This window comes from Pseudoalteromonas sp. KS88, from assembly GCF_004766475.1.
Taxonomy (GTDB): domain Bacteria; phylum Pseudomonadota; class Gammaproteobacteria; order Enterobacterales; family Alteromonadaceae; genus Pseudoalteromonas.
In genome coordinates this window covers 90,173-110,301 of the sequence record NZ_PYHV01000023.1, presented here as the reverse complement: position 1 = coordinate 110,301, position 20,129 = coordinate 90,173, and the positions used below count along the sequence as shown (strand labels likewise).

The following is a 20,129-nucleotide window of genomic DNA, read 5'->3' as shown; positions in this document are numbered from 1 at the left end:
ACCTTGATTGTTATTAATTATTTCACTCATCACTTATTCCTTAAAATTTGTACTTAAGGCCTAATGCAAGGCTGCTATCGCTTTGATGATCAAGATCTAGATCAGTATAAAAAAGGTAAGCTGTTGTTTGCTTGTCAAATACATAATCTACACCACCAGTCCACTGGCTACCATCGTTAGCATGGCGTAACTGCGAATCATCACTGGCAAATTGTACTTTAGGCACCCACTGCCCCATTTTGTAGCTGGCACTAACCACATAGCCATTGCCTGATTTGCTACCATCTATTGATTTACTGCGCTGATAGATTGCGCCAAATTGCCACTGTGCTTGTTTAAGTACACCAGCTATGCGCGTAGCATTAATATTGTTTAAGGAGTCAACATGGCTAATTGCGACATAGTAATCTTTATTTTTTAAACCACGATCACCATAGATTATTGTTGCTGCAAACCCTGCTTCGTTATTTGCACTGTCATCTTTAGGCGCATAAGTGAGGGATAGCTGCGCACCCGAAAAAGATTTTGATGTGTACGTTAGTGTATCACCCAGTCTATCCTGCCCTGGTAAAAGCTGAGCGATATCTGCTTGGGTTTCATTAAAGTTATCTACTTTGCCTTCAGAATATTTAAATCGAGTATCATTACGTCCGATAACCACTTCACCAAAGTTACCTTTTAAACCTAAGTAAGTATTACGCGAACTAAATGGGTCATTGGTATTATCATGTTCAAACCCTTTGACCTGTACTTCGTACTTAAAAACGGCGCTAAGTGATTCAGTTAATTTGTGATTACCTTTAACACCAATACGAGAAAAAGGCGCATCGATTTGCAAGCCTTCATTGGCGTAGCGCATTATGCCTTTGTCCGTGTTCGCAACTTGAACTTCTGCCTTGCCGTAAATGTTATATTCTGCGCCGTGAACATTTTGCCAAGGTGCAAGCAATGCAACCGTAGAAGCTGCAATTAGTAATGTTTGATTTTTATCTATTATAGTCATTATGTGCCTTCATTATTATTAGGATGATTTGTTGTTCCTAGTAATAAAGGCAAATATGTTGCCAATCGTTAAATAAACATTAAATACATTTAAAATCAGTACGTTAAATTTAACCTCAAAAGTAGTAGAAACTAGAATGGGTAGAAAGTCACACAATTAAAATACACAGCTGTCACCAAAACCACCCATTTTAGGTGGCTACTCTTTAAACATATCTTTATTCAAACCATACTTACTCATCTTGTCGTAGAGTGTTTTTCGGGCAAGTTGCAATGTTTGCATAGTTTCTTTAATACTGCCTTGATGGCGCTCTAACGCCTCCTCCAATAATGATTGTTCATAAAAGCTAACCTTTTCGGCTAAACTTAGATCTACAGGAGGGGTTGCTTGATTGACATTCTTAGCCTCAAAAGCAAGATCAGCACCTAACAAAACTGCACGTTCAGCCTGATTTCGTAACTCTCGCACATTCCCAGGCCAATCATACTGCAATAAATATTGTTGAGACTGAGCATTTAATGGTGCCGGTGGTTTGTGAAAACGTGTTGCGGCTATCGAGCTAAAATGCTTAAACAATAAAGGAATATCTGGTTTTCTATCGCGCAACGCAGGAATGCTCACTTTCACCAAATTCAAGCGGTAGTATAAATCAGCGCGAAACTTTCCCTCATCAACCAAGGTTAATAAATCAACTTTAGTCGCTGCAACAATTCTAACGTCTAGATCAATCGCTTTATTTTCACCAACGGGGGTTACTTTTCGCTCTTCAAGTACACGTAGTAGTTTAATTTGTAATGACATTGGCGTACTTTCTATTTCATCAAGAAAGACCGTGCCGCCTTGTGCAAACTCAAACTTACCTTGGCGACTCTGTGTGGCGCCGGTATAAGCGCCACTGGCAGCACCAAAAAGCTCACTTTCGATTAATTGTTCAGGCACTGCACCGCAATTTATTGCCACAAAATTACAATTGGAGCGGCTACTTTGGTCGTGTAAATATCGAGCCACCAGCTCTTTACCTGTGCCAGTTTCACCTTCTATCATCACATCTGCGGGAGTATCAATTACCGTGTTTAAAAGATGCATCATATGCTGCATTTGTGGCGTTTCGCCTAAAATTCTAACCCCTGGTGCAGATGTTTTTTCAACCGCTAACTTTAAGGCTCGGTTTTCCATCACTAAGGCTCGTTTATCGCAAGCGCGTGCAAGGCAGTCCAGCAGTTGTTCGTTGAGTGGCTTTTCAAAGAGATCGTACGCCCCTAATTGCATAGCTTTGACTGCAACTGAGACATCTGCAAACCCAGTTAAAAATATGACGGGGAGCTCACTATCAAATGCTCGGACTTGCTCGAGCATCGCTAAACCATCCATTTTCGGCATATTGATATCACTGATCACGACACCGTTAAATCGTCGAGTAAGCTTAGATAAAGCGCTAAGTGGGTCATTAAAGCATTGAACTTCATAGCCTTCTATCTCAAGCAGCTGCTTGATAGAGTCTCGGATCATTGCTTCATCATCAATCACAATAACCTGTTTACACTGTTGCTCTAACTCAGTCATATACTTCCTTTATCCGAGGCTAAGGTAATAATAAATTGTGCTCCTCCACTTGGCCGGTTATGCGCAGTTAAGCAACCGTCAAATGAGTGTATAATTTGTTTTGAAATAGATAAACCAAGGCCTAGACCATTGCTGGACTTGGTACTATAAAATGGCTCAAAAATGGTTCCTAGTGCGTGCTGTTCAATACCAGGGCCAGTATCGAGTATTGAAAACTTCACTCGCCCGTCAAATTGCTCAAGCTCAAAGCTCAGCTCTTTAACGTTTTGCTCTGCCATTGCTTGGCTCGCGTTTGTGATTACGTTCACTAAAACTTGTTCAAACTTAATACCATCGACCCAAACAGTAACCGAATCGTCAATTTCGATGGGCCGTACTGTAATTTGATTTTGTTTAAGTTGCGCACTAGCAATCAACATCGCATTTTTTAACAATTGAGATAGGTTTTGTGAGCGTAGTTGTGTTTGTGCTGGTTTACTAAAGTGTTTTAATTGACCTACAATTTGATGTACACGCTCTATCAACCCTTGCACAATTACAATATTATCTTCTGCTGCTTGAACATTACCCTTAGCAATCAGTTTTTTTGCACTGAACAAATAAGTACTCATTGCACTAAGAGGTTGGTTAATTTCATGGTTTATGCCTGCACTCAATTGCCCAATTGTGGCTAACTTGGCAGATTGTACTAATGCAATTTGCGCTTTTTCTAATGCATCTGTACGTTCTATAACCTCTTGCTCAAGACTATGGCGCGAATAAAGTAACTTTTTATAGCCTGCAAAACGAGACATTAAGACATAACCAATAGCTAAAGTAATAATATAAAAAACACTGAGCCAAAAAAGACGAGGAACTTGAGCAATGTTAACCGACGACACATCCACTAATACAGTAATCTTTGCGTTTAGCTGTTCAATGTCTGATTCAGCAAAAACATACTGAGCAAGGCCTGCCCCCTGCATTATATTCAATAACCTAATATCTCGGCTGCTACTAATATGAGATACTATTTTTTTTGGAATATGATCAAGGTAGCTTCGTTTAGAGATAAGCGCCTGTCGCTCAGTTTCACTAAACGTTCTTAGAGTGTTTAATCGCCAAGGGGCTTTACTAGCAATTGCAATCACACCATCACTCATTGTCATATAAAAGTGACTCGTTTGTGATGCATTAAGGAGTTGTCTGTCATTTTCAAATTTCGATACATTTACTTTTAATGCGACAACACCGATAACAGCGTCATCTTTGTAAATAGGTTCTGAAAAGTAAATTCCTCGCTCATTTGAACGTAGGCCAAGCGCAAAATAAGCCACCTTATTGCCCGCTATAGCTTCATAAAAATAGGGCCGAAAAGCAAAATTGTTTCCTATGTATGTATAGTCTAACTGCCAGTTACTCGAGGCAATAACATCCCCCTTCAAATCTAATAGGTATACATCAGATGCACCACTTGATTGCTGAATATCTGCTAGGTAGTTATTAACCGCATTGGTCGATTTATTATCATTTTGAATAAAGCCAGACAATAATTGATTGTCTGTTACAAGGTGGGGTATTGCAGAAAATCGAGCCAGTTCGGTATCTAAATATCGGCTTAACTGCGTGACTTGCTGTTTAGCTTGCCCTGCACTTTGTTGTAAATCATACTGACGCCCAAACCAAAATGCGCAAACCAGTAGTACAAGCAGAACACCTGAGCCCGCCATATATTTTATTGAAATGCGCTGCATTATGTATCGCTTACCTAAAGAAAAACATGAGGGCGCTCGTCCCTTTTAAAAGTCCATTGAATAGTTTAACGATATTTCTCTAGATACGCCAGCTACTGCACCATTAGCTACGCGAGGATCATAGGTATTATACTGCTTATCAAATAGGTTATACATTTTTAAAGTTAAATGACTTTTATCGTTTATCGAATATCGTGATGTTGCTGAGAATAGCATATAGCTTGATTGTACAAAGGGGGCCGCCGTTAAAGTTTCACCTTTTACTTCGCCACGCCATAAAGCGTTTATACTGAACAACCATTGGTCCAACTGGTAACTACTTATAATGCTTGCAAACCGTTTAAAAGTCGGTTTTATGGGCTCATCAAAGTACTGGGTATAAGTACCTGTCAACGAAATCTCTGGCGTTATATTCCATCTACTATCAATCTCAACACCACGGTTTGTATCATCAAGCTGATTTGAAAATGTGAACATGTTGGTCTTATTTTCCTGCGGTATGGTGGAGATAAAATCGTGTAATTGGTTGTGAAATAGCACCATATTTGAATGCCATGACTTAGCCTCATGACGCCATACAAGCTCTGTCGTTTTAACATATTCAGATCGCAGCTCAGGATTACCTACAGTAACATCATCATTTGAATATAATTCATTGGTTACTGGGGTTCTGAATGATTCACCATACTGTAACTTAAATGTATTCGCAGGTGTTGGTTGATAAATAGTAGCAAAACGTGGTGACAACTTACTCTCGATATTTTTGACATCGTCAAAACGACTACCAAGAAAAACTGTAACAGTTTCAGACAACGGGATTTTTAACTGCCCGTACACACTGTGTGTTTCAAATGAGGCTTTAAGGCTGGCAAAAGGAGCAAACTCTTTGATGGTGCTAATTTGGCCTAAATAATAAGCATCATCAAGGATTATGTTACCACTTGCTTGATCATAAAAGTTTGTTCGTACACCAGCTGATTTTTGCTGCGCATCCGAGAACTCATACCCTGCATTAACAACCCAATCGTTAGTGAGTAGGTGTTTAAAGTCAATGTTTACTTTTAAATCAGACGTTGTCCACGCAGGACCATTTAAAAAATCATTTTCTGCGAAGGGGTTATTGCTAGCCGCTAATATTAATCCGGCACTTTGAATATCATGCTCTGAATACGCCACTTTTGTTGTTAATTGTGTTGTTGTATTTTGCAGCCAATCATAGGCAACTGAAACAAAGTGATTCTCACTTTGATGTTGATTTTGTTTAGAATAACCTGCAAGGTTGATAAATTCATCAAGCTCAACTTTGTTGTAACGTCCTCTTAACTGAAGCTCGTTTATGTCAACACCCGCTTCAAAATATATTGACTCCAAAGGGTCTCGTACACCTTGAGGATAATAATCACCCTCTTTTTTATTAATTGCCAAAGAAGTAAATGCGTTTACATCTTCATTAAATTGATAATGAGCACTGAGCGATACCCCTCGTTTGCCGTTTGAACCTATCATCGCTGTGACTTCATTAACGTCGTGTTTTGTGACAACGTTCATCACCCCCATAAACGCATTACTGCCATAGAGTGCAGAGCCTGGACCACGGATAAACTCAACTTTTTCAATTATCTCGATGGGTATAAAAGGCATGTAAACAGATGCTTTGCCAAACGACGATTCATTAATACGCTCGCCGTTGATCATAACTAATACATTGCCGCTATCTAAGTAGACCCCACGCGCATGATCTTTTGGTACTGCGCCTACCCAATCTCCACGTGTAGATTGCATTCCTGGGACGAAATTCATTAGTTCGTAGGCACTGTCGACACCTAAAAGGTTTATTTTTTGTTTATTGAATACGGTAATAGTGGAAGGAGCGGAGGCGAGTGTTTCTGAGGTATTAGAGCCAATGTCAACTTGAACGTTGAGCAAATCTTCAAAGCTCATTGAAAATAAATCTTCAGATTCTGCAGCTAAAATAGGGGCTGCGCTTAAGCACAAATACAGACAAAAAGTTTGCTTCAAAGTCATTACGCCACAACACCTGTAATTAATAAAAAAGGTCGACGGTGCATTATAACCATCTATTTACAATATTAATACAAATGTGTCACGGCGTACGGGTTTTTCTAAAATTTTTCGCGTGTTAAGCGTTTGAGGTCACTGGTTTTGCTTTTAAATATTTGTACAAGCCGATTAAAGACGCCGCTATCCAAAAAATCTCAATAACAAAACTCGCCAAATTAAAATTATAACAAAGACTTATCAGTAACAATATCGCACCAGATAAATTCATTATGTTATAAAGCAAACCAGTCGGTGTTGCTTTGCCCAGTTGCAGCATAAAAAACGCGCCCACAACTAAAAAAGTACCTGTCATACCAATAATATCAAATAAAAGTGCAATCACGGGGTTTCCCTTGTCCATTACTATAATTACCCACACTACTGGCCCATTCCATGGGGAGGGTTGTTTTCATTCATTGAAACAGCAAACCGAGTAAGTTTAGCAGGGTAGAAAAATTGACACAGGATAAATGTCCGCTTTTAAAACGAACTGAATTTAAAAAGGAGCTTAAGCTAAATAAATAGTCGCATTTTATTTTTGCATAATGCATTTACTACGCAAAAGTATCTGATGGCTTTTGATTATACGTATTCAACAGTCAGTTGAATCGCCTCGCTTGATTTGATCTGCATAAGAGGAAAGCGGTTCTTTGTTATTGTATTGCCCCACCTCGATGTAATACAGAGTAAATAACCGAGTAATAAACCAAAACTATTTAGCAGTTAGCCTTTTTGAAAGTAATTTTAACCGCAAAAACACACTGATATTCAAGTGTGTTTAAAGCGATATTTATATAATCTAAAAAACAAATACAAAGGCGAAATTAATGTGAGGAACATGCCAATAAAGAACGAATAAAGAACAACTTTTCTTTTCGATACTGAGTGCTCAGCTGATACCCATAGGTTTGAACATATGAATATAAGGCTATAAATAGTTAATATGGGTATTAAAACCGACGCATCAAAATTATATCCTTCCATACTCAAATACCTCACTGCAATTAAAAATCTGTAAGGTAACCGTTCAAAAAATGTTACCACAATGTTTGCTTTGTAACATGTCCATTGAGGCTTTGCAAAGTCACTTAAATGTCACTTTACCACCAATCATTTTATAAGCAGGTGCGCCGCGGATCATAGTTTCTCGGGCAAAGGGACGCCCGCATTGAGGGCATATACATGGTGTGGAAGTGAAGTCTTGGCTTATTCGCTCAACAAAGCACTTAACGAGTGCGCCTTTTCCCCCTTTGCGGTATTTATAAAGCTGAGTTTTACAATGCCCACAAAATACATCTACCGTTTTCGTTGGGCCTTTTTTGTTCGGTTTTGCCATAGCTCACAAGAATACAGGTTCAAATAATAGGCCTGAAGTTTATCAGCTTAGGGCAGCAAACCCAAAATTAACCCCATGATTGTAAATTGTAAGATATGATAACCGCTGTTAATCAAAAACAATTTAAGTGGGCGTTGTTCAAACAAATAAGTGATCCCGTAAGCACTTCCTACCCAACAAAGCCCAATTAGAAAAGCAGCGCCTACACTCACGCCTAAAGTAGGGGTTGGTCCAAAAAAAAGTGACAAACTGAGGGCAATTAATAACGATAGAACGAAACTCCCGGCAAAAACCTTTTTAGGGTTTACTGTTTTCAAATCTAATTCAGTCAATCCACATGCTTCCATCCAAGCGCGTTGAAAAAGTAATGGGGAATACCAAATCCCACCTAACGCAAATGAAGATAACGCAGCAATAAAAACAGCAAAAAGGTTAACATGGGAAATATCCATAAGGGCTCATCATGACAACTTAAATAAAATGAATATTTTTACTTTAGTTAATGAATCCCATTGCGGCAACAAATGCACTTAGCAAAACAATACATACTTTAATGAGCTAAAAACACAAAAGGTGTATCCATTTGATTTTAATAGATTAAACCCTAATCTCCAAGAAAATCACTGTCCCTGTTTATCCTGAAAATCTGACTTTTCTGATACAGCTCTCATAATTATGCAATTACTGTTTTACAGGTTTTTTTTGTAATTTGCGCTGCAATGTACGCCGGTGCATATTTAGCTGGCGAGCTGTTGCAGAGATATTCCCTTGATTGCAATGCAGAACTTGTTGAATATGCTCCCACTCTACTCTTTCAGCTGACATCACCGAATCAGGTGAATTAACGACCTCTTTTTGCAGTTGATTATTTGGGCACAACGCATTTACTAAGGTCGGCATATCTACCGGCTTGGTTAAATAATCATTAGCGCCCAATCGCATCGCTTCTACGGCTGTTGCAATACTTGCAAAACCAGTTAATAAAACAATTTGGCAATGAGGTAATAAACCCCGCAACGGGGAGAGAAGATCCATTCCATTGTCATCAGCAAGTTTCATATCTAATAAGATATGGCTCGGTGTGACTTGCTCCGCTAACATCAAAGCCTGTTGCCTATTATGCGCCACATTGCAAGTAAACCCTTGTTTAGTTAATCGTCTTGATAAAGTGCTGGCTAGGCTTTCATCATCCTCGATTATAAGCAGTTTCATTATTCACCTTCGCTTGTTATTGCCAATTTTACTTTTGCCACAGCACCGCCTTGTTGATGATTAAAAAGTGTTAAAGACCCCTGTAAGCGCTCAAACGTAACATTTGATAACATCACGGCTAACCCCATTCCTGAGCGGCTTGGCATAACTTGCCCCCCAAGTTGACTCAGTTGCTCTTTGGTGAAGCCCTTACCATAATCGCGGATCAACAGGTTAAGCTCTGGCTCACTACCTTGGTTGGAAAGTTGCCAGCTTAACGATAGCTGGTTTTGATTGTTTTGTTGATTTGCGGTTGTCGCGTTTTGTAATAAATTTAATAACGCGGGTAATAACATCGCATCGCTTTTAACACTGACATTAGGCGTTTCATTTTGCCATTTTAGCTGCTGATCTGGGTAGTGTAACAGCATGGTGTCGTGAATTTGTTGCGTTAGATCTAATAACTTTACAGCATTTATTTTACTGTGTGTTCTCAATTGCGCTGACAGCTCTCTGAAATTATTTAATTGTGCTGTGCACTGTGCGAGAGGCTTTTGCATTTCAGTGATCAGTTCATTATTAGGCAGCTCTTCCTTTAGCTCTTCTAAAATCAACTGTAGGTTAGCTATTGGACTCGCCAGTTGATGCGTTATTTGTACCGCCGCACCATCAAGTGTGACAATCTGCTCGGAACGTAGCTGCTTTTCTCTCACACTAGCGATGGTTTGTTCTCGAAAACGCAAAGCACGATTCATTGCCCCAACCACCAAAGCAATTACGCTGGCACTGATCACAAAATTGACCCACATGCCGATAAAATGACTCGTCATATCCATATCATGCATACTATGCTGAGGCACTTTTAATAGTAGCAAACTGTAAGCCGTGATAGCCAAAGCTGCAATGTATACTAAGCCCTTTGCACTCACACTCACCGCAGCAATCATAATGGGTAATAGTAATAGCGACACAAACGCATTCGTTGCGCCTCCACTGAGCGATAATAATATGGCTAAAAATAATACATCCGCGGTCAGCTGCATTAACATGCCAATTTCTTTGGCTTTGTTTACATTACGATAAGCAATTACGCTAAAAATTTGAAATGCGGCTTCTAGTGAGATAACAAGCAATAACTCATAAAGTGCAATTTGATGCTCAAGCAGAAAATAAACAGCAATTACTGCAAGTAGTTGTATTGCAATTGCACCAGAACGTAGCATTAACAATCGGCTAATAGCGGGATCTGTCCGCGTTAAAAATGCCATATCAATAAACCTAAAAAAAGAGTTAATCTTCATCCATTGAGATAGAAAAAACAGTACATGGCGTTCCTTGGTGAAACACCATTTTCCAAGACGAATCCGTATAGCGCCATAGTGACATTCGAATGGAATAATTAAACTCAGCCCGTGCTGAGCGTCTATAAGCAGCTTGATAGCTTAATTGAGCCATATCGTCACTGAGCATGCGGCCTTTAAAGTTTTGATTATAAAACTGTGGAACTACTTCTGTGGGAAGACGTGTGAGTACTTGAAACTTATTAAAAACCGTTCCATTACTGGCGATTTCAATAAAATCATCATCGAGTAAAGCATCTAAAGCGTTGGCCGATTGGCGAACTTCTGGTTCGAGTAATTGCCGTTCAGACTCGATTAAATGATTAAATAATGACGCCTTAATTTTGCTACCCATAGTAGCTCCTAGTGTTGTTTAAAACCCTTTTAGTGGGTTAAATCGTCACTGCCCTTTATAAATTAGCAGTTCACTTTTTTATAGATAATAACCAGTTACATACTATTACTCAACAAATCGCTAGCACAGCATAAAATGACATACGCCTAGGTTGATGTATTAATTTATCGCATTACGTTTGAACGACCTAGATTAATCATATTTGTATGAATAACAATAATATCAGCCGAATTCATTTTATATAGCTAATTTGTCGACTACCATTGATGTAAATTGTTTTAAATACCAGTATTTACAGTGTAAACATGCTTCAAACTAGTGTTATAAGCTGAATTTTGGTATAAACGCATCATTAATGACAGATGTCTGACCACTTAAAGAGAACACACTATGTCTTACGCACATATCACTGGTTGGGGTAAATGCATTCCACCAGCACGCATTAGCAACGATGAAATAAGCCAATTGGTTGATACTAACGATGAATGGATCACATCTCGTACAGGTATAAAAGCGCGCCGAGTCAGTCATGTGAGTACTGCTGAACTTGCAACGGTTGCAGCTAAACATGCTATTGCATGTGCTGGTATTGATGCCAAAGACATTGATCTTGTTCTTTTGGCAACGTGTACGCCGTCAACTATGGTTGCAAACACCGCTTCATTGGTACAAAAAAATATTGGTGCTATCGGCGCCGCTGCCATGGATACAAATGCTGCATGCTCTGGCTTTTTATATGCAATGCAAACAGCAACAGCACAAATTCAAGCGGGTATGATTAAAAAAGCCGTGGTGATCGCTGCTGAGCGCATGACCTGGTATGTAAACTGGGATCGTCGAGATAGTGCAGTATTATTTGGTGATGGTGCGGGTGCTGTGGTTCTAGAGGCTGCTGATACGCCTGCTGGTTTACTAGGCACCAAGACAGGCTGCGACAGTGAAGATCGTGATATTTTACACATTACCAATTTTGGCAGTGATATAGATAAATACAGCCCAGCGGGTCCATCTGATTTATTGTTTGAAGGCCGCGAAATATTTAAACGTGCCGTTAAAGGTATGAGTGAAGCTTGTGATGATGTCCTAACTCAGGCGAGCTTAAGCTTAGATGAAATCGATGTATTAGTCCCTCACCAAGCAAACCTTCGAATTATTCAAGCAATCCAACATCGTTTAAAAGTCGCTGATGAAAAAGTGATGGTGAACATAGGCGAGTATGGTAATACATCCGCTGCAACGATAGCGATTGCGCTATGTGAAGCTGTTGAACAAGGTTTAATTAAGCCCCACGCAAATATTATGTCTGCAGCATTTGGGGCTGGTTTAACTTGGGCTGCTAGTTATATAAAATGGGGTGATCGGGTAACGCCAATTGCAATAAGCGATGCAACTTTACCACCTTGTGGTAAAACAGGATTAGAGCTTGTTTCTGCAGCGGCGGCTGCATGTAAGCAATAAGTAAAATTTAGCTCGTTTAAAGCGCGAATATTCGCGCTTTTTTTATTGGAACAATATGAAACTACTCGCGATTCATCACGTTGCTATTATTTGCAGCGACTATCAACGTGCTAAACATTTTTATACTCAAATACTTAAGTTGCCCATTATTCATGAGCAATATCGTGCTGAACGAGACTCTTACAAATTGGACCTGGCACTACCAGATGGCAGTCAAATAGAACTTTTTTCTTTTCCAGATCCACCTATCAGACCTAGTTACCCCGAAGCACAGGGACTAAGGCATCTAGCATTTTCAGTTAATGATATAAAACAAGCAAAACACGTACTAGAAGCGCAAGGTGTTGATGTTGAGGAGATCAGAATAGACGAAATCACCGGGAAGCGTTTTACATTTTTCGCCGATCCCGATGATTTACCTATAGAACTTTATGAAGTTTAGTGAAAACGACTTTCTAAATAACTAAATACAGCACGCACACCGAGTGCCTCGCCGCCTGCAGGGCGACCTGGTAATGCACGTAAGTTCCACGCCATGACGTCAAAGTGGACCCAGTCAGTTGCAGGCTCGACAAACTCTTTTAAGTAAAGTGCTGCTGTAATTGCACCACCAAATGGTGTACTTGAGCAGTTAGACATATCAGCCACATCACTCTTTAAAAAGCTTTTGTATTGATCAAATAACGGAAGTTGCCAAACAGGGTCACTCACCCCCATGCCTGAGTCGATAATACCATTAGCCACATCACGGTTTGTCGAGAAAAAACCAGGCAGCTCAGTTCCTAATGCAACACGACATGCACCTGTTAAGGTTGCAAAATCAATCAATAATTCTGGGTCATCGTTTTGTGCCTCACTCAGCGCATCACACAATACCAGACGCCCTTCTGCATCCGTATTATCAATCTCTACCATGATGCCTTTACGGGTTTTAACCACATCGCCTGGGCGAAATGCGTTACGCGAAACGGCATTTTCTACAGCTGGTACAAGCACACGCAAGCGAATAGGTAAACCCGCGGCCATAATAAGCTGTGCAAGACCAATAACATGAGCAGCGCCCCCCATGTCTTTTTTCATATTACGCATGCCTGAGCTCGGCTTCAAATCTAACCCACCAGAGTCAAAACACACCCCTTTACCAACAAGGGTTACTAAAGGTGCATTTTTGTCGCCCCATTTTAAATCAAGCAAGCGCGGTTTATTTTCACTCGCACGGCCAACCATATGAATCGTTGGGTAGTTTTGCTCAAGCAACTCATCGCCAACCCACTCGCTGAACTCCCCTTGGTAGGTAGTTGCAAGATCAGCCATAACTTGTGATAAATGCTGTGGCATCATATCTGCAGCTGGAGTATTGACTAAATCACGCACAAGGTTAATTGCACTTGCTTGTTGATTTAAACGCGTAAATACGTCTTTGTTTTCGATTGCCAATTGAGCTTTTACTGCTGCTTTAGCTTTATATTCGTTAAATTCATATCCACCCAACATAAAGCCAAGTGCAATTTGTTCTAACTTATCATCAAGATCTTGTATTTTGTAAAGACCTTCAGGTAATTTTGATGCGAGATCGCCCGCTAGCCAAAAATCATCTAGACTTTCAACTAAACAGTAAGCATGAGCCAATGAACCTGACTGCTCATTAACAACTAAAGCTAGACCCTGCCTTTGGAAGTCACAACTTTTCAACCAATTTTGTAAAAAAATGGATTGCTGATCTAACCATTCTGAAAGGTTACTTTTTGTAACAAAAGATAAAGGTATTCCAGAAGGAGTATGACAAATTAACGCACTCATTTAACGACTCATTTAGTAAAAATTTATACCTAGCATACCAACAACCCTAAACAAAAGGTATAGCTTAAGCGTTTACTCCCTTCGTTCTGGCATTATTTTTTTACAGATTGATCATCTGAGTGATGTTTTTGCTCATCTTCAGCAATTTGCTGATCTATTTCTTTTAGCGGTTTATTAATATTAAAAGAACTAGGCAAAACATCCACGCCTACCCACTTACCAAGTTTTACAACTAAAGGAATAGTAACGGGAGCAAATGGTAAAACAGCGAACACCCCAAGCCCTAAGCCTTTGAGAATATCAATAAATTGATTATTCGCCTGGGTTAACTCCTCTTTCGTTACATTACCGTGGGTGTAACGACGATAAATAGAGAGCATCTCTTTGGTTTCTTTTTTTTCTTGTGCTAAAGCAATTTTTAACGCGACCATAGCACGCTTAAAACGCAGTTGCTGGCGTCTTTTACCTATTTTAACAACTCTAATAGGTGCACGGTGAATTACTTTATATAGTCTCATGAAAGCATTTTCACACAGCCACTCACGTTCACAAAGTAGAATTTACATTTGCTGTGATATACTTGAGTAACTTAGAACAAAAAATTGTACCCGTGTAAATGAAGCCGCAAATGTGTGAACCAAAAACGCAAGAAAAAACAAATAAACCACAAAGACCCGCTCCCGACGAGTGCTGTGGCGGCGGCAGTTGTTGCCCGTGTGTGTGGGATGAATACCGTGAGGCGCTAAAGCAATGGCGTGATTCAACAAATAACGACGGCCAAGTTTCTTAATATGGCAAATTATTCTTATGAGCCATTAAATAAATTAAATTAATTATTTTTAAAATCAAGCCTTTTAGCTCTAATTTCGAGCAATTCGTAAAATACTCCTTGGAAAAAATCGTTATATATCATGTGGGTTAGCCACATTCAAATTTCCTCTATAGAAAAATAAAAAAAACCGTTTCTTTTTAACATCTTGCACAACTGGTTAACAATATGTATAAATAAATTACACCTATTTGATTTACAGACTAATATTGGTGTGGAAATTATAATAATTCTAACTGGGGAAATTAGAATGAAATTGAAAAACAACATGTTGAATAAAGCTGTTAAGCTTGCCTTAACTACCACAACAGCCGGCCTATTTATGTCAGGCACTGTTATGGCAGAAGAAGCACAAACGACCGAAGTTAAAAAAAATGTAGAAAAAATCGCCGTAGTTGGTACTCGTTCGGCACCACGCTCAATTGGTGACTCACCTGTACCTATCGATATTATCGGTGGAGAAGAATTAGGCAAATCAGGTAACACTGACATGCTAGAACTCCTTAAAGGGTCTGTGCCTTCTTTTAACGTTCACCAAAATCCTATTAGTGATGCTGCATCACTCGTTCGTCCTGCTAACCTACGTGGCCTTCCATCTGACAGCACATTAGTTTTATTAAATGGTAAACGCCGTCACCGTGCATCAGTTATTGCCTTTTTAGGAGGTGGTATTAATGATGGCGCACAAGGCGCTGATATCTCAGTTATTCCAAGCATTGCGTTAAAGCAAGTTGAAGTACTGCGTGATGGCGCTGCTGCACAATACGGTTCTGACGCCATTGCTGGCGTAATGAACTTTGTACTAAAAGATGCCTCAGAAGGCGGTAGTTTCGAAGTTCGTCAAGGTGAATACTACGAAGGCGACGGTGATACAACGCAAATCTCTGGTAACGTCGGCTTACCGTTTACTGATAGTGGTTTTGCAAACTTAAGCTTCCAATATAAAACAGCAGATGCAACAAGCCGCTCAGTACAACGCCCAGATGCTGCTGCACTTGCAGCTGCAGGTGTGCCAGATGTTTCTTCTTTAGCACAAGTTTGGGGCGCACCTAAAGTAGATGACGATATCTCTATTTTTGGTAACGTTGGCCTTGAGCTAACCAATGATTCTGAATTCTATATGTTTGGTAACTACTCTGAACGTGACGTGCGTGGTGGTTTCTATTATCGTAATCCAACAACACGCCCGGGCGTTTATGGCGGAAACATACGTGATGTAAATGGTGTTAATATGCGTCGCCCTGGTGATGATGATCCTCAAGGCCAAGACGCATGGGATGCAGCAACTCCGACCGTATTAGTTGGTTCTCTCGATGGTTATGATGAACAAATTAACTGTCCTCTAGTTGAACTTCAAGCCAATGGTGCACCAGATCAAAATGCACTGGATTCATTAACAGCTGCAAATTGCTTTGCATTCAACGAAAAAATACCGGGTGGTTTTACACCCAATTTTGGCGGTAATATTGTTGATACCTCTTTAACCATTGGTACCAAAGGTGAATTCACAGGCGGTTACCTTGAAGGCGCGTATTATGACCTAAGTGGTACTGTTGGCTTTAACGAATCACGCTACTTTATTTACGATACGGTTAATGCCTCTTTGGGTTTAGATAGTCCGCGTGATTTTAGTCCAGGTAAATATTCACAACTCGAGAAGAACTTTAATTTTGACTTATCAAAAGGCTTTGATTGGGGTTTAGCGTACGACGTGAACGTTGCAGGTGGTCTTGAATGGCATGAAGAAACCTTTACTGTCACCTCTGGCGATGTAGCCTCATTCACTGCCGGCCCATTTACGGATCAAGGCTTTGGTATTGGTTCAAATGGTTTCCCTGGCTTTAAACCATCAGATGCAGGCGAATACACTCGTCGTAACTACGCTGCTTATATGGACGTAGAAGCACCATTCACAGAAGAGTTTTTACTGGGGTTAGCACTTCGATATGAAGACTATGACTCATTTGGCTCTACAACAAACTACAAGTTAACAGGTCAATATCACCTGACTGATGACTTAAATATTCGTGGTTCAATCAGTACTGGTTTCCGCGCACCTACCGTTGGTCAAGCCAATGTTAGTAACGTGCAAACAAACTTAAGCAGCGGTGTGTTAGTAGATTCAGCGCTATTACCACCAACGAACCCAATTGCAGTGCAACTTGGCGGTACAGAACTACAACCTGAAGAATCGCAAAGTTATACGTTTGGTGCTGTTTACACAATTGGTGACTTATTCTTTACCGTTGACTACTATAATATTCAAGTTGAAGATCGTATCAGTCAATCGGAAAAAATCGAGTTAAGCCAAGCAGACAAAGACACACTGGAAGCCGCAGGTGTACCAAATGTACAAAGTTTAGCGCAAGTAAGTTTCTTTACTAATGACTTTGATACAACCACTCAAGGTGTTGATTTGGTTGCGAACTATTCTGCTGATTTACTCGGTGGAAGCTCTACATTTAGCTTAGCCTACAACTGGAATGACACAGAAGTTACACGTTCAAGCCCAATTACTGGTGAATTTAAAGTAAGCCGTCTTGAAAATGACTTACCTAATCATCGTTCAACACTTAGCTGGGCACAGCAGTGGGAAAGCTTTTCTGCATTTACTCGCGTAAATTACTACGGTGAATACCAAGGCGTGCATGTAGATTATGATGCAACGGCTAAAACAGCAGATGCTGCGATTACGTTAGATGCTGAAGTGACCTACTTCCTAAATGACGAAATGAGCTTCTCAGTGGGCGCACAAAACCTACTTGACCAAGATGCAGAGGAACTTGATTTTGACGTAGCACCTAACAATAACTGGGGTGGTAAGTATTATGAAACATCGCCTTATGGTATCAACGGTGGTTTCTACTACGTAAAAGCGACGTATACTTTCTAATCTAAGTTTATAACGTTAATTAATGTATCTGGCGAAATGTGGAAGAGTTCTCTTTCACATTTCGCCTTTTTCGTTTTATAGTGACTAAAAAACAAATACGTAAACGCATGCTACTGAAAAAAGCCAATGAACTTTTAGCGCAGAACAAATTAAAAGACGCTGAATTTCATTATAAAACAATACTAAAAACCGACCCTCAAAATGGCAGCGCCTTATTTGGTTTAGGCCGAATAGCACTTCGTTTAGAGCGTTTTGATGCAGCCGTTTATCTTTTGCAAAGAGCGTGTGAACGCTTACCAAATATGCTCGAGCCACTGCATGCACTAGCAGATGCATTCAACGGAGTGAACTCCCCTGATGATGCGTTAACAGTATTAGAATATGCAAAATCTTTGGCAAGCCACAACCCTGATCCACACTACTACCTTGCACAGCATTACCTAACCCATGGTGAATTAGATAAAGCCCACACTACATTTGCCCAAGCACTGAGTATCGGACTTTACCCTGTCACAGCCTACATTCTATATGAACTTGTGCAATTAGGTCGCTTTGATAAACAACACAATTACATCAGTAATTTGCATCATTTGCTAACGCAAACAAATAACCTACGGCTGAAAATGGTGTGTTATTACGCACTTGCTAAAAGTTATGACAAGCTTGATGATATCGACCAAGCTGCAAATTATTATATCCTCGCTAATAAGCAACAGTTTCAATTAGCTGATTTTAAAACGCAGCAGTTGAGTGGCTTTTATGAGGCATTAATTGAAAATCATCCCCCTTCAATTTTTACCGATATAGATAAAAACTTTACCGGCTCCGTGACTCCTGTGTTTATTGTTGGCATGCCACGCAGCGGTTCAACATTATTAGAGCAGATTCTTGCCAGTCACAGTGAGTGTGCCAGCATTGGTGAGGATATAACAATCAGCAGAGATGTTGTGCCATTTATTGAGTATAAAACACAACTTTCATACCCAGCCTGTGTAATGGCATTGACGCCTACAATAATAGAACAAGCTCGCGATATTTATACACAAAGGTTAAAGCAGGCTAAACCTATTCGCCAATTTATGATTAATAAATTACCCGCAAATTATCAATCAATGGGGTTAATAAAACTGCTTTATCCCAACGCAATATTTATTGATATGCAACGTAACTTTGACGCAACGGCGTGGTCGGTATATAGCAATTATTTTGCAGAAAATGAGCCTTATTTTTGTTCATTACCAGAGTTCAAAACATACTATGGTCTATATCAATCGCTGATGGAGCATTGGCATCGTTCTTTTTCTCACTCAATACTCACAGTGCAGTATGAAGAGCTTGTAAACGAGCCTGAATCACAGCTTAAAACCGTGTTCGATTTTTTAGGCTGTGAGTTTGAACCTGACTGCCTTGAGTTTTATAAGTCAAAAAAACCTGTTACAACACTCAGTAAAAGTGCTGTACGTGAACCCATTAATACCAAAGCAACGGCACACTACAAACGCTTTGAGAAAACGTTACAGACCTTACTTAATGAGCCGCAAACCAGTTGAGCAGATCAGTAAACTGATCTTGCTTTGCACTTGGGTGAGTAAGCATATTAATGTGATCATAATCATGTTGATGACCATGCTTGCGCCCATAAATTTGCAGTGATTGCTTGCCTTTGCCTGACTCATCCATAAACTTTTGGATATCAATTGGCTGAGCCAGCGCTTTATCTTTTACACCCGCAATATGCAAAGTAGGCGGTAAGTGCATATTACTAACCACTTTTGCATAGTCAAAGCCATCATCAGAGTCTACCCAGGGTCGTCTTTTGGCCCATTGCATACTTTGATAATGCGATTTTTGCGTTTCATCGTCACTGCCCCATTTTAATTTTTTGGCGGGCAAATAGCCGTATTTTTTAGCTAAAATAGGTGCTAAAAAGTACCAAATAACATTACCTTGGAAATATTTTTTGGGGTGATGATTATATAAAGAACGTTTAGTACCAAAGTATGCACACGCTTTTACATCATTTATATAGTTTGGGTAACGCGCGAAAACACTATTCATCAACACGCCTCCCCACGAATGAGCAACCCAATAAGCCGGTGCTTCCCCTTCTAACTCTTTAATTTTAGATACAAATGCGGGAATATCTTCGGTTATTGCCTCTGTTTGTCCATATTGAGCCTGAGATGAAATAGCTGGGCGGCTCTCTCCCCTTCCTCGTAAGTCGGCAACGTAGCAGACATATCCTTGCTCAGCTAAATAAGGCGCTAAGCCTTTATTACTGTGAGTGTAAAATATTTTGCCGTTTTCAACAGCGCCGTGAACAAACAATACAGCCGGGCCTGATTTAGTTGCATTATAAATGCGCCTTAAATGCAATGTTTGCTGTTCGTTGAGCTTAATATATACCGATTCTTGGGTTACAGACATAGTCACATACCGTGTTATTATTTTATCCTCTCCATGCAACTCATCCTACCAGTATTTAAAAAATATAACACCGCTAATTTTACAGCACTTTTGCAATCAAAATGATAAACTACATGCTTGTTCTCTCTGCAAATAGTACC

18 protein-coding genes are annotated in these 20,129 nt (G+C 39.9%); 5 read left to right on the top strand and 13 right to left on the bottom strand.

From position 1 onward, the window contains the following. Positions 1 to 40: 40 nt before the first annotated feature. From C7Y70_RS15685 to C7Y70_RS15640, 10 genes are all read right to left on the bottom strand, one after another. Positions 41 to 1,003 (bottom strand): porin, encoded by a 963-nt coding sequence (locus tag C7Y70_RS15685; RefSeq protein ID WP_135475744.1) that lies wholly within the window; start codon positions 1,001 to 1,003, stop codon positions 41 to 43. Between the two features lie 198 nt (positions 1,004 to 1,201). Further along, positions 1,202 to 2,566 carry a sigma-54 dependent transcriptional regulator gene (locus C7Y70_RS15680; protein ID WP_135475742.1) on the bottom strand — a complete coding sequence of 455 codons (1,365 nt, stop codon included), beginning with the start codon at positions 2,564 to 2,566 and terminating at the stop codon, positions 1,202 to 1,204. After that, the gene (locus tag C7Y70_RS15675; protein ID WP_135475740.1) at positions 2,563 to 4,299 is read right to left on the bottom strand and encodes a cache domain-containing protein; all 1,737 of its coding nucleotides are present in this window, start codon (positions 4,297 to 4,299) and stop codon (positions 2,563 to 2,565) included. Before C7Y70_RS15675 ends, C7Y70_RS15680 begins: the two co-directional genes overlap by 4 nt. Before the next feature lie 45 nt (positions 4,300 to 4,344). Next, entirely contained in the window at positions 4,345 to 6,324 is a 1,980-nt protein-coding gene (locus tag C7Y70_RS15670; RefSeq protein ID WP_135475738.1) for a TonB-dependent receptor, read from the bottom strand. A gap of 115 nt (positions 6,325 to 6,439) precedes the next feature. Further along, entirely contained in the window at positions 6,440 to 6,703 is a 264-nt protein-coding gene (locus C7Y70_RS15665; RefSeq protein WP_099296971.1) for a hypothetical protein, read from the bottom strand. 741 nt (positions 6,704 to 7,444) lie between these two features. Further along, positions 7,445 to 7,696, bottom strand: coding sequence for a hypothetical protein (locus C7Y70_RS15660; RefSeq protein ID WP_135475736.1), 252 nt, complete (start codon positions 7,694 to 7,696; stop codon positions 7,445 to 7,447). A gap of 47 nt (positions 7,697 to 7,743) precedes the next feature. After that, on the bottom strand, positions 7,744 to 8,148 hold the full coding sequence (locus tag C7Y70_RS15655; protein WP_099296973.1) for a DUF1761 domain-containing protein: 405 nt from the start codon (positions 8,146 to 8,148) through the stop codon (positions 7,744 to 7,746). Positions 8,149 to 8,377: 229 nt separating this feature from the next. After that, on the bottom strand, positions 8,378 to 8,908 hold the full coding sequence (locus C7Y70_RS15650) for a response regulator (protein ID WP_135475734.1): 531 nt from the start codon (positions 8,906 to 8,908) through the stop codon (positions 8,378 to 8,380). Further along, positions 8,908 to 10,155, bottom strand: coding sequence for an ATP-binding protein (locus C7Y70_RS15645; RefSeq protein WP_135475732.1), 1,248 nt, complete (start codon positions 10,153 to 10,155; stop codon positions 8,908 to 8,910). Before C7Y70_RS15645 ends, C7Y70_RS15650 begins: the two co-directional genes overlap by 1 nt. A 22-nt stretch (positions 10,156 to 10,177) precedes the next feature. Continuing rightward, positions 10,178 to 10,582, bottom strand: coding sequence for a DUF4440 domain-containing protein (locus C7Y70_RS15640; RefSeq protein WP_135475730.1), 405 nt, complete (start codon positions 10,580 to 10,582; stop codon positions 10,178 to 10,180). Positions 10,583 to 10,972: 390 nt separating this feature from the next. On the opposite strand from C7Y70_RS15640, the gene C7Y70_RS15635 reads away from it, so the two are divergent. Continuing rightward, the gene (locus C7Y70_RS15635; protein WP_135475728.1) at positions 10,973 to 12,040 is read left to right on the top strand and encodes a ketoacyl-ACP synthase III; all 1,068 of its coding nucleotides are present in this window, start codon (positions 10,973 to 10,975) and stop codon (positions 12,038 to 12,040) included. A 55-nt stretch (positions 12,041 to 12,095) separates the two neighbouring features. Further along, positions 12,096 to 12,482, top strand: a complete 387-nt coding sequence (locus C7Y70_RS15630; RefSeq protein WP_099296977.1) for a VOC family protein — start codon at positions 12,096 to 12,098, stop codon at positions 12,480 to 12,482. On the opposite strand, the gene C7Y70_RS15625 is transcribed toward C7Y70_RS15630, so the two are convergent. Then, positions 12,479 to 13,840, bottom strand: coding sequence for a leucyl aminopeptidase family protein (locus C7Y70_RS15625; protein ID WP_099296978.1), 1,362 nt, complete (start codon positions 13,838 to 13,840; stop codon positions 12,479 to 12,481). The genes C7Y70_RS15630 and C7Y70_RS15625 overlap by 4 nt on opposite strands. Before the next feature lie 92 nt (positions 13,841 to 13,932). Continuing rightward, positions 13,933 to 14,358 carry a hypothetical protein gene (locus C7Y70_RS15620; protein WP_135475726.1) on the bottom strand — a complete coding sequence of 142 codons (426 nt, stop codon included), beginning with the start codon at positions 14,356 to 14,358 and terminating at the stop codon, positions 13,933 to 13,935. 110 nt (positions 14,359 to 14,468) lie between these two features. Between C7Y70_RS15620 and C7Y70_RS15615 the strand changes: the two genes are divergently transcribed. From C7Y70_RS15615 to C7Y70_RS15605, 3 genes are all read left to right on the top strand, one after another. Continuing rightward, positions 14,469 to 14,630 (top strand): oxidoreductase-like domain-containing protein, encoded by a 162-nt coding sequence (locus C7Y70_RS15615; protein WP_099296979.1) that lies wholly within the window; start codon positions 14,469 to 14,471, stop codon positions 14,628 to 14,630. Between the two features lie 289 nt (positions 14,631 to 14,919). Beyond that, positions 14,920 to 17,562 carry a TonB-dependent receptor gene (locus C7Y70_RS15610; RefSeq protein ID WP_135475724.1) on the top strand — a complete coding sequence of 881 codons (2,643 nt, stop codon included), beginning with the start codon at positions 14,920 to 14,922 and terminating at the stop codon, positions 17,560 to 17,562. Between the two features lie 107 nt (positions 17,563 to 17,669). Continuing rightward, complete coding sequence (locus tag C7Y70_RS15605) at positions 17,670 to 19,112, top strand: sulfotransferase (RefSeq protein WP_135475780.1); 1,443 nt, start codon at positions 17,670 to 17,672, stop codon at positions 19,110 to 19,112. On the opposite strand, the gene C7Y70_RS15600 is transcribed toward C7Y70_RS15605, so the two are convergent. Next, complete coding sequence (locus C7Y70_RS15600) at positions 19,090 to 19,989, bottom strand: alpha/beta fold hydrolase (RefSeq protein ID WP_135475723.1); 900 nt, start codon at positions 19,987 to 19,989, stop codon at positions 19,090 to 19,092. The genes C7Y70_RS15605 and C7Y70_RS15600 overlap by 23 nt on opposite strands. Positions 19,990 to 20,129: the final 140 nt, after the last annotated feature.

Coding starts and splice junctions, on each gene's coding strand:
- C7Y70_RS15685 (WP_135475744.1), bottom strand. CDS start 1,003: ATGACTATAATAGATAAAAATCAAACATTACTAATTGCAGCTTCTACG.
- C7Y70_RS15680 (WP_135475742.1), bottom strand. CDS start 2,566: ATGACTGAGTTAGAGCAACAGTGTAAACAGGTTATTGTGATTGATGAT.
- C7Y70_RS15675 (WP_135475740.1), bottom strand. CDS start 4,299: ATGCAGCGCATTTCAATAAAATATATGGCGGGCTCAGGTGTTCTGCTT.
- C7Y70_RS15670 (WP_135475738.1), bottom strand. CDS start 6,324: ATGACTTTGAAGCAAACTTTTTGTCTGTATTTGTGCTTAAGCGCAGCC.
- C7Y70_RS15660 (WP_135475736.1), bottom strand. CDS start 7,696: ATGGCAAAACCGAACAAAAAAGGCCCAACGAAAACGGTAGATGTATTT.
- C7Y70_RS15655 (WP_099296973.1), bottom strand. CDS start 8,148: ATGGATATTTCCCATGTTAACCTTTTTGCTGTTTTTATTGCTGCGTTA.
- C7Y70_RS15650 (WP_135475734.1), bottom strand. CDS start 8,908: ATGAAACTGCTTATAATCGAGGATGATGAAAGCCTAGCCAGCACTTTA.
- C7Y70_RS15645 (WP_135475732.1), bottom strand. CDS start 10,155: ATGGCATTTTTAACGCGGACAGATCCCGCTATTAGCCGATTGTTAATG.
- C7Y70_RS15640 (WP_135475730.1), bottom strand. CDS start 10,582: ATGGGTAGCAAAATTAAGGCGTCATTATTTAATCATTTAATCGAGTCT.
- C7Y70_RS15635 (WP_135475728.1), top strand. CDS start 10,973: ATGTCTTACGCACATATCACTGGTTGGGGTAAATGCATTCCACCAGCA.
- C7Y70_RS15630 (WP_099296977.1), top strand. CDS start 12,096: ATGAAACTACTCGCGATTCATCACGTTGCTATTATTTGCAGCGACTAT.
- C7Y70_RS15625 (WP_099296978.1), bottom strand. CDS start 13,840: ATGAGTGCGTTAATTTGTCATACTCCTTCTGGAATACCTTTATCTTTT.
- C7Y70_RS15620 (WP_135475726.1), bottom strand. CDS start 14,358: ATGAGACTATATAAAGTAATTCACCGTGCACCTATTAGAGTTGTTAAA.
- C7Y70_RS15615 (WP_099296979.1), top strand. CDS start 14,469: ATGTGTGAACCAAAAACGCAAGAAAAAACAAATAAACCACAAAGACCC.
- C7Y70_RS15610 (WP_135475724.1), top strand. CDS start 14,920: ATGAAATTGAAAAACAACATGTTGAATAAAGCTGTTAAGCTTGCCTTA.
- C7Y70_RS15605 (WP_135475780.1), top strand. CDS start 17,670: ATGCTACTGAAAAAAGCCAATGAACTTTTAGCGCAGAACAAATTAAAA.
- C7Y70_RS15600 (WP_135475723.1), bottom strand. CDS start 19,989: ATGTCTGTAACCCAAGAATCGGTATATATTAAGCTCAACGAACAGCAA.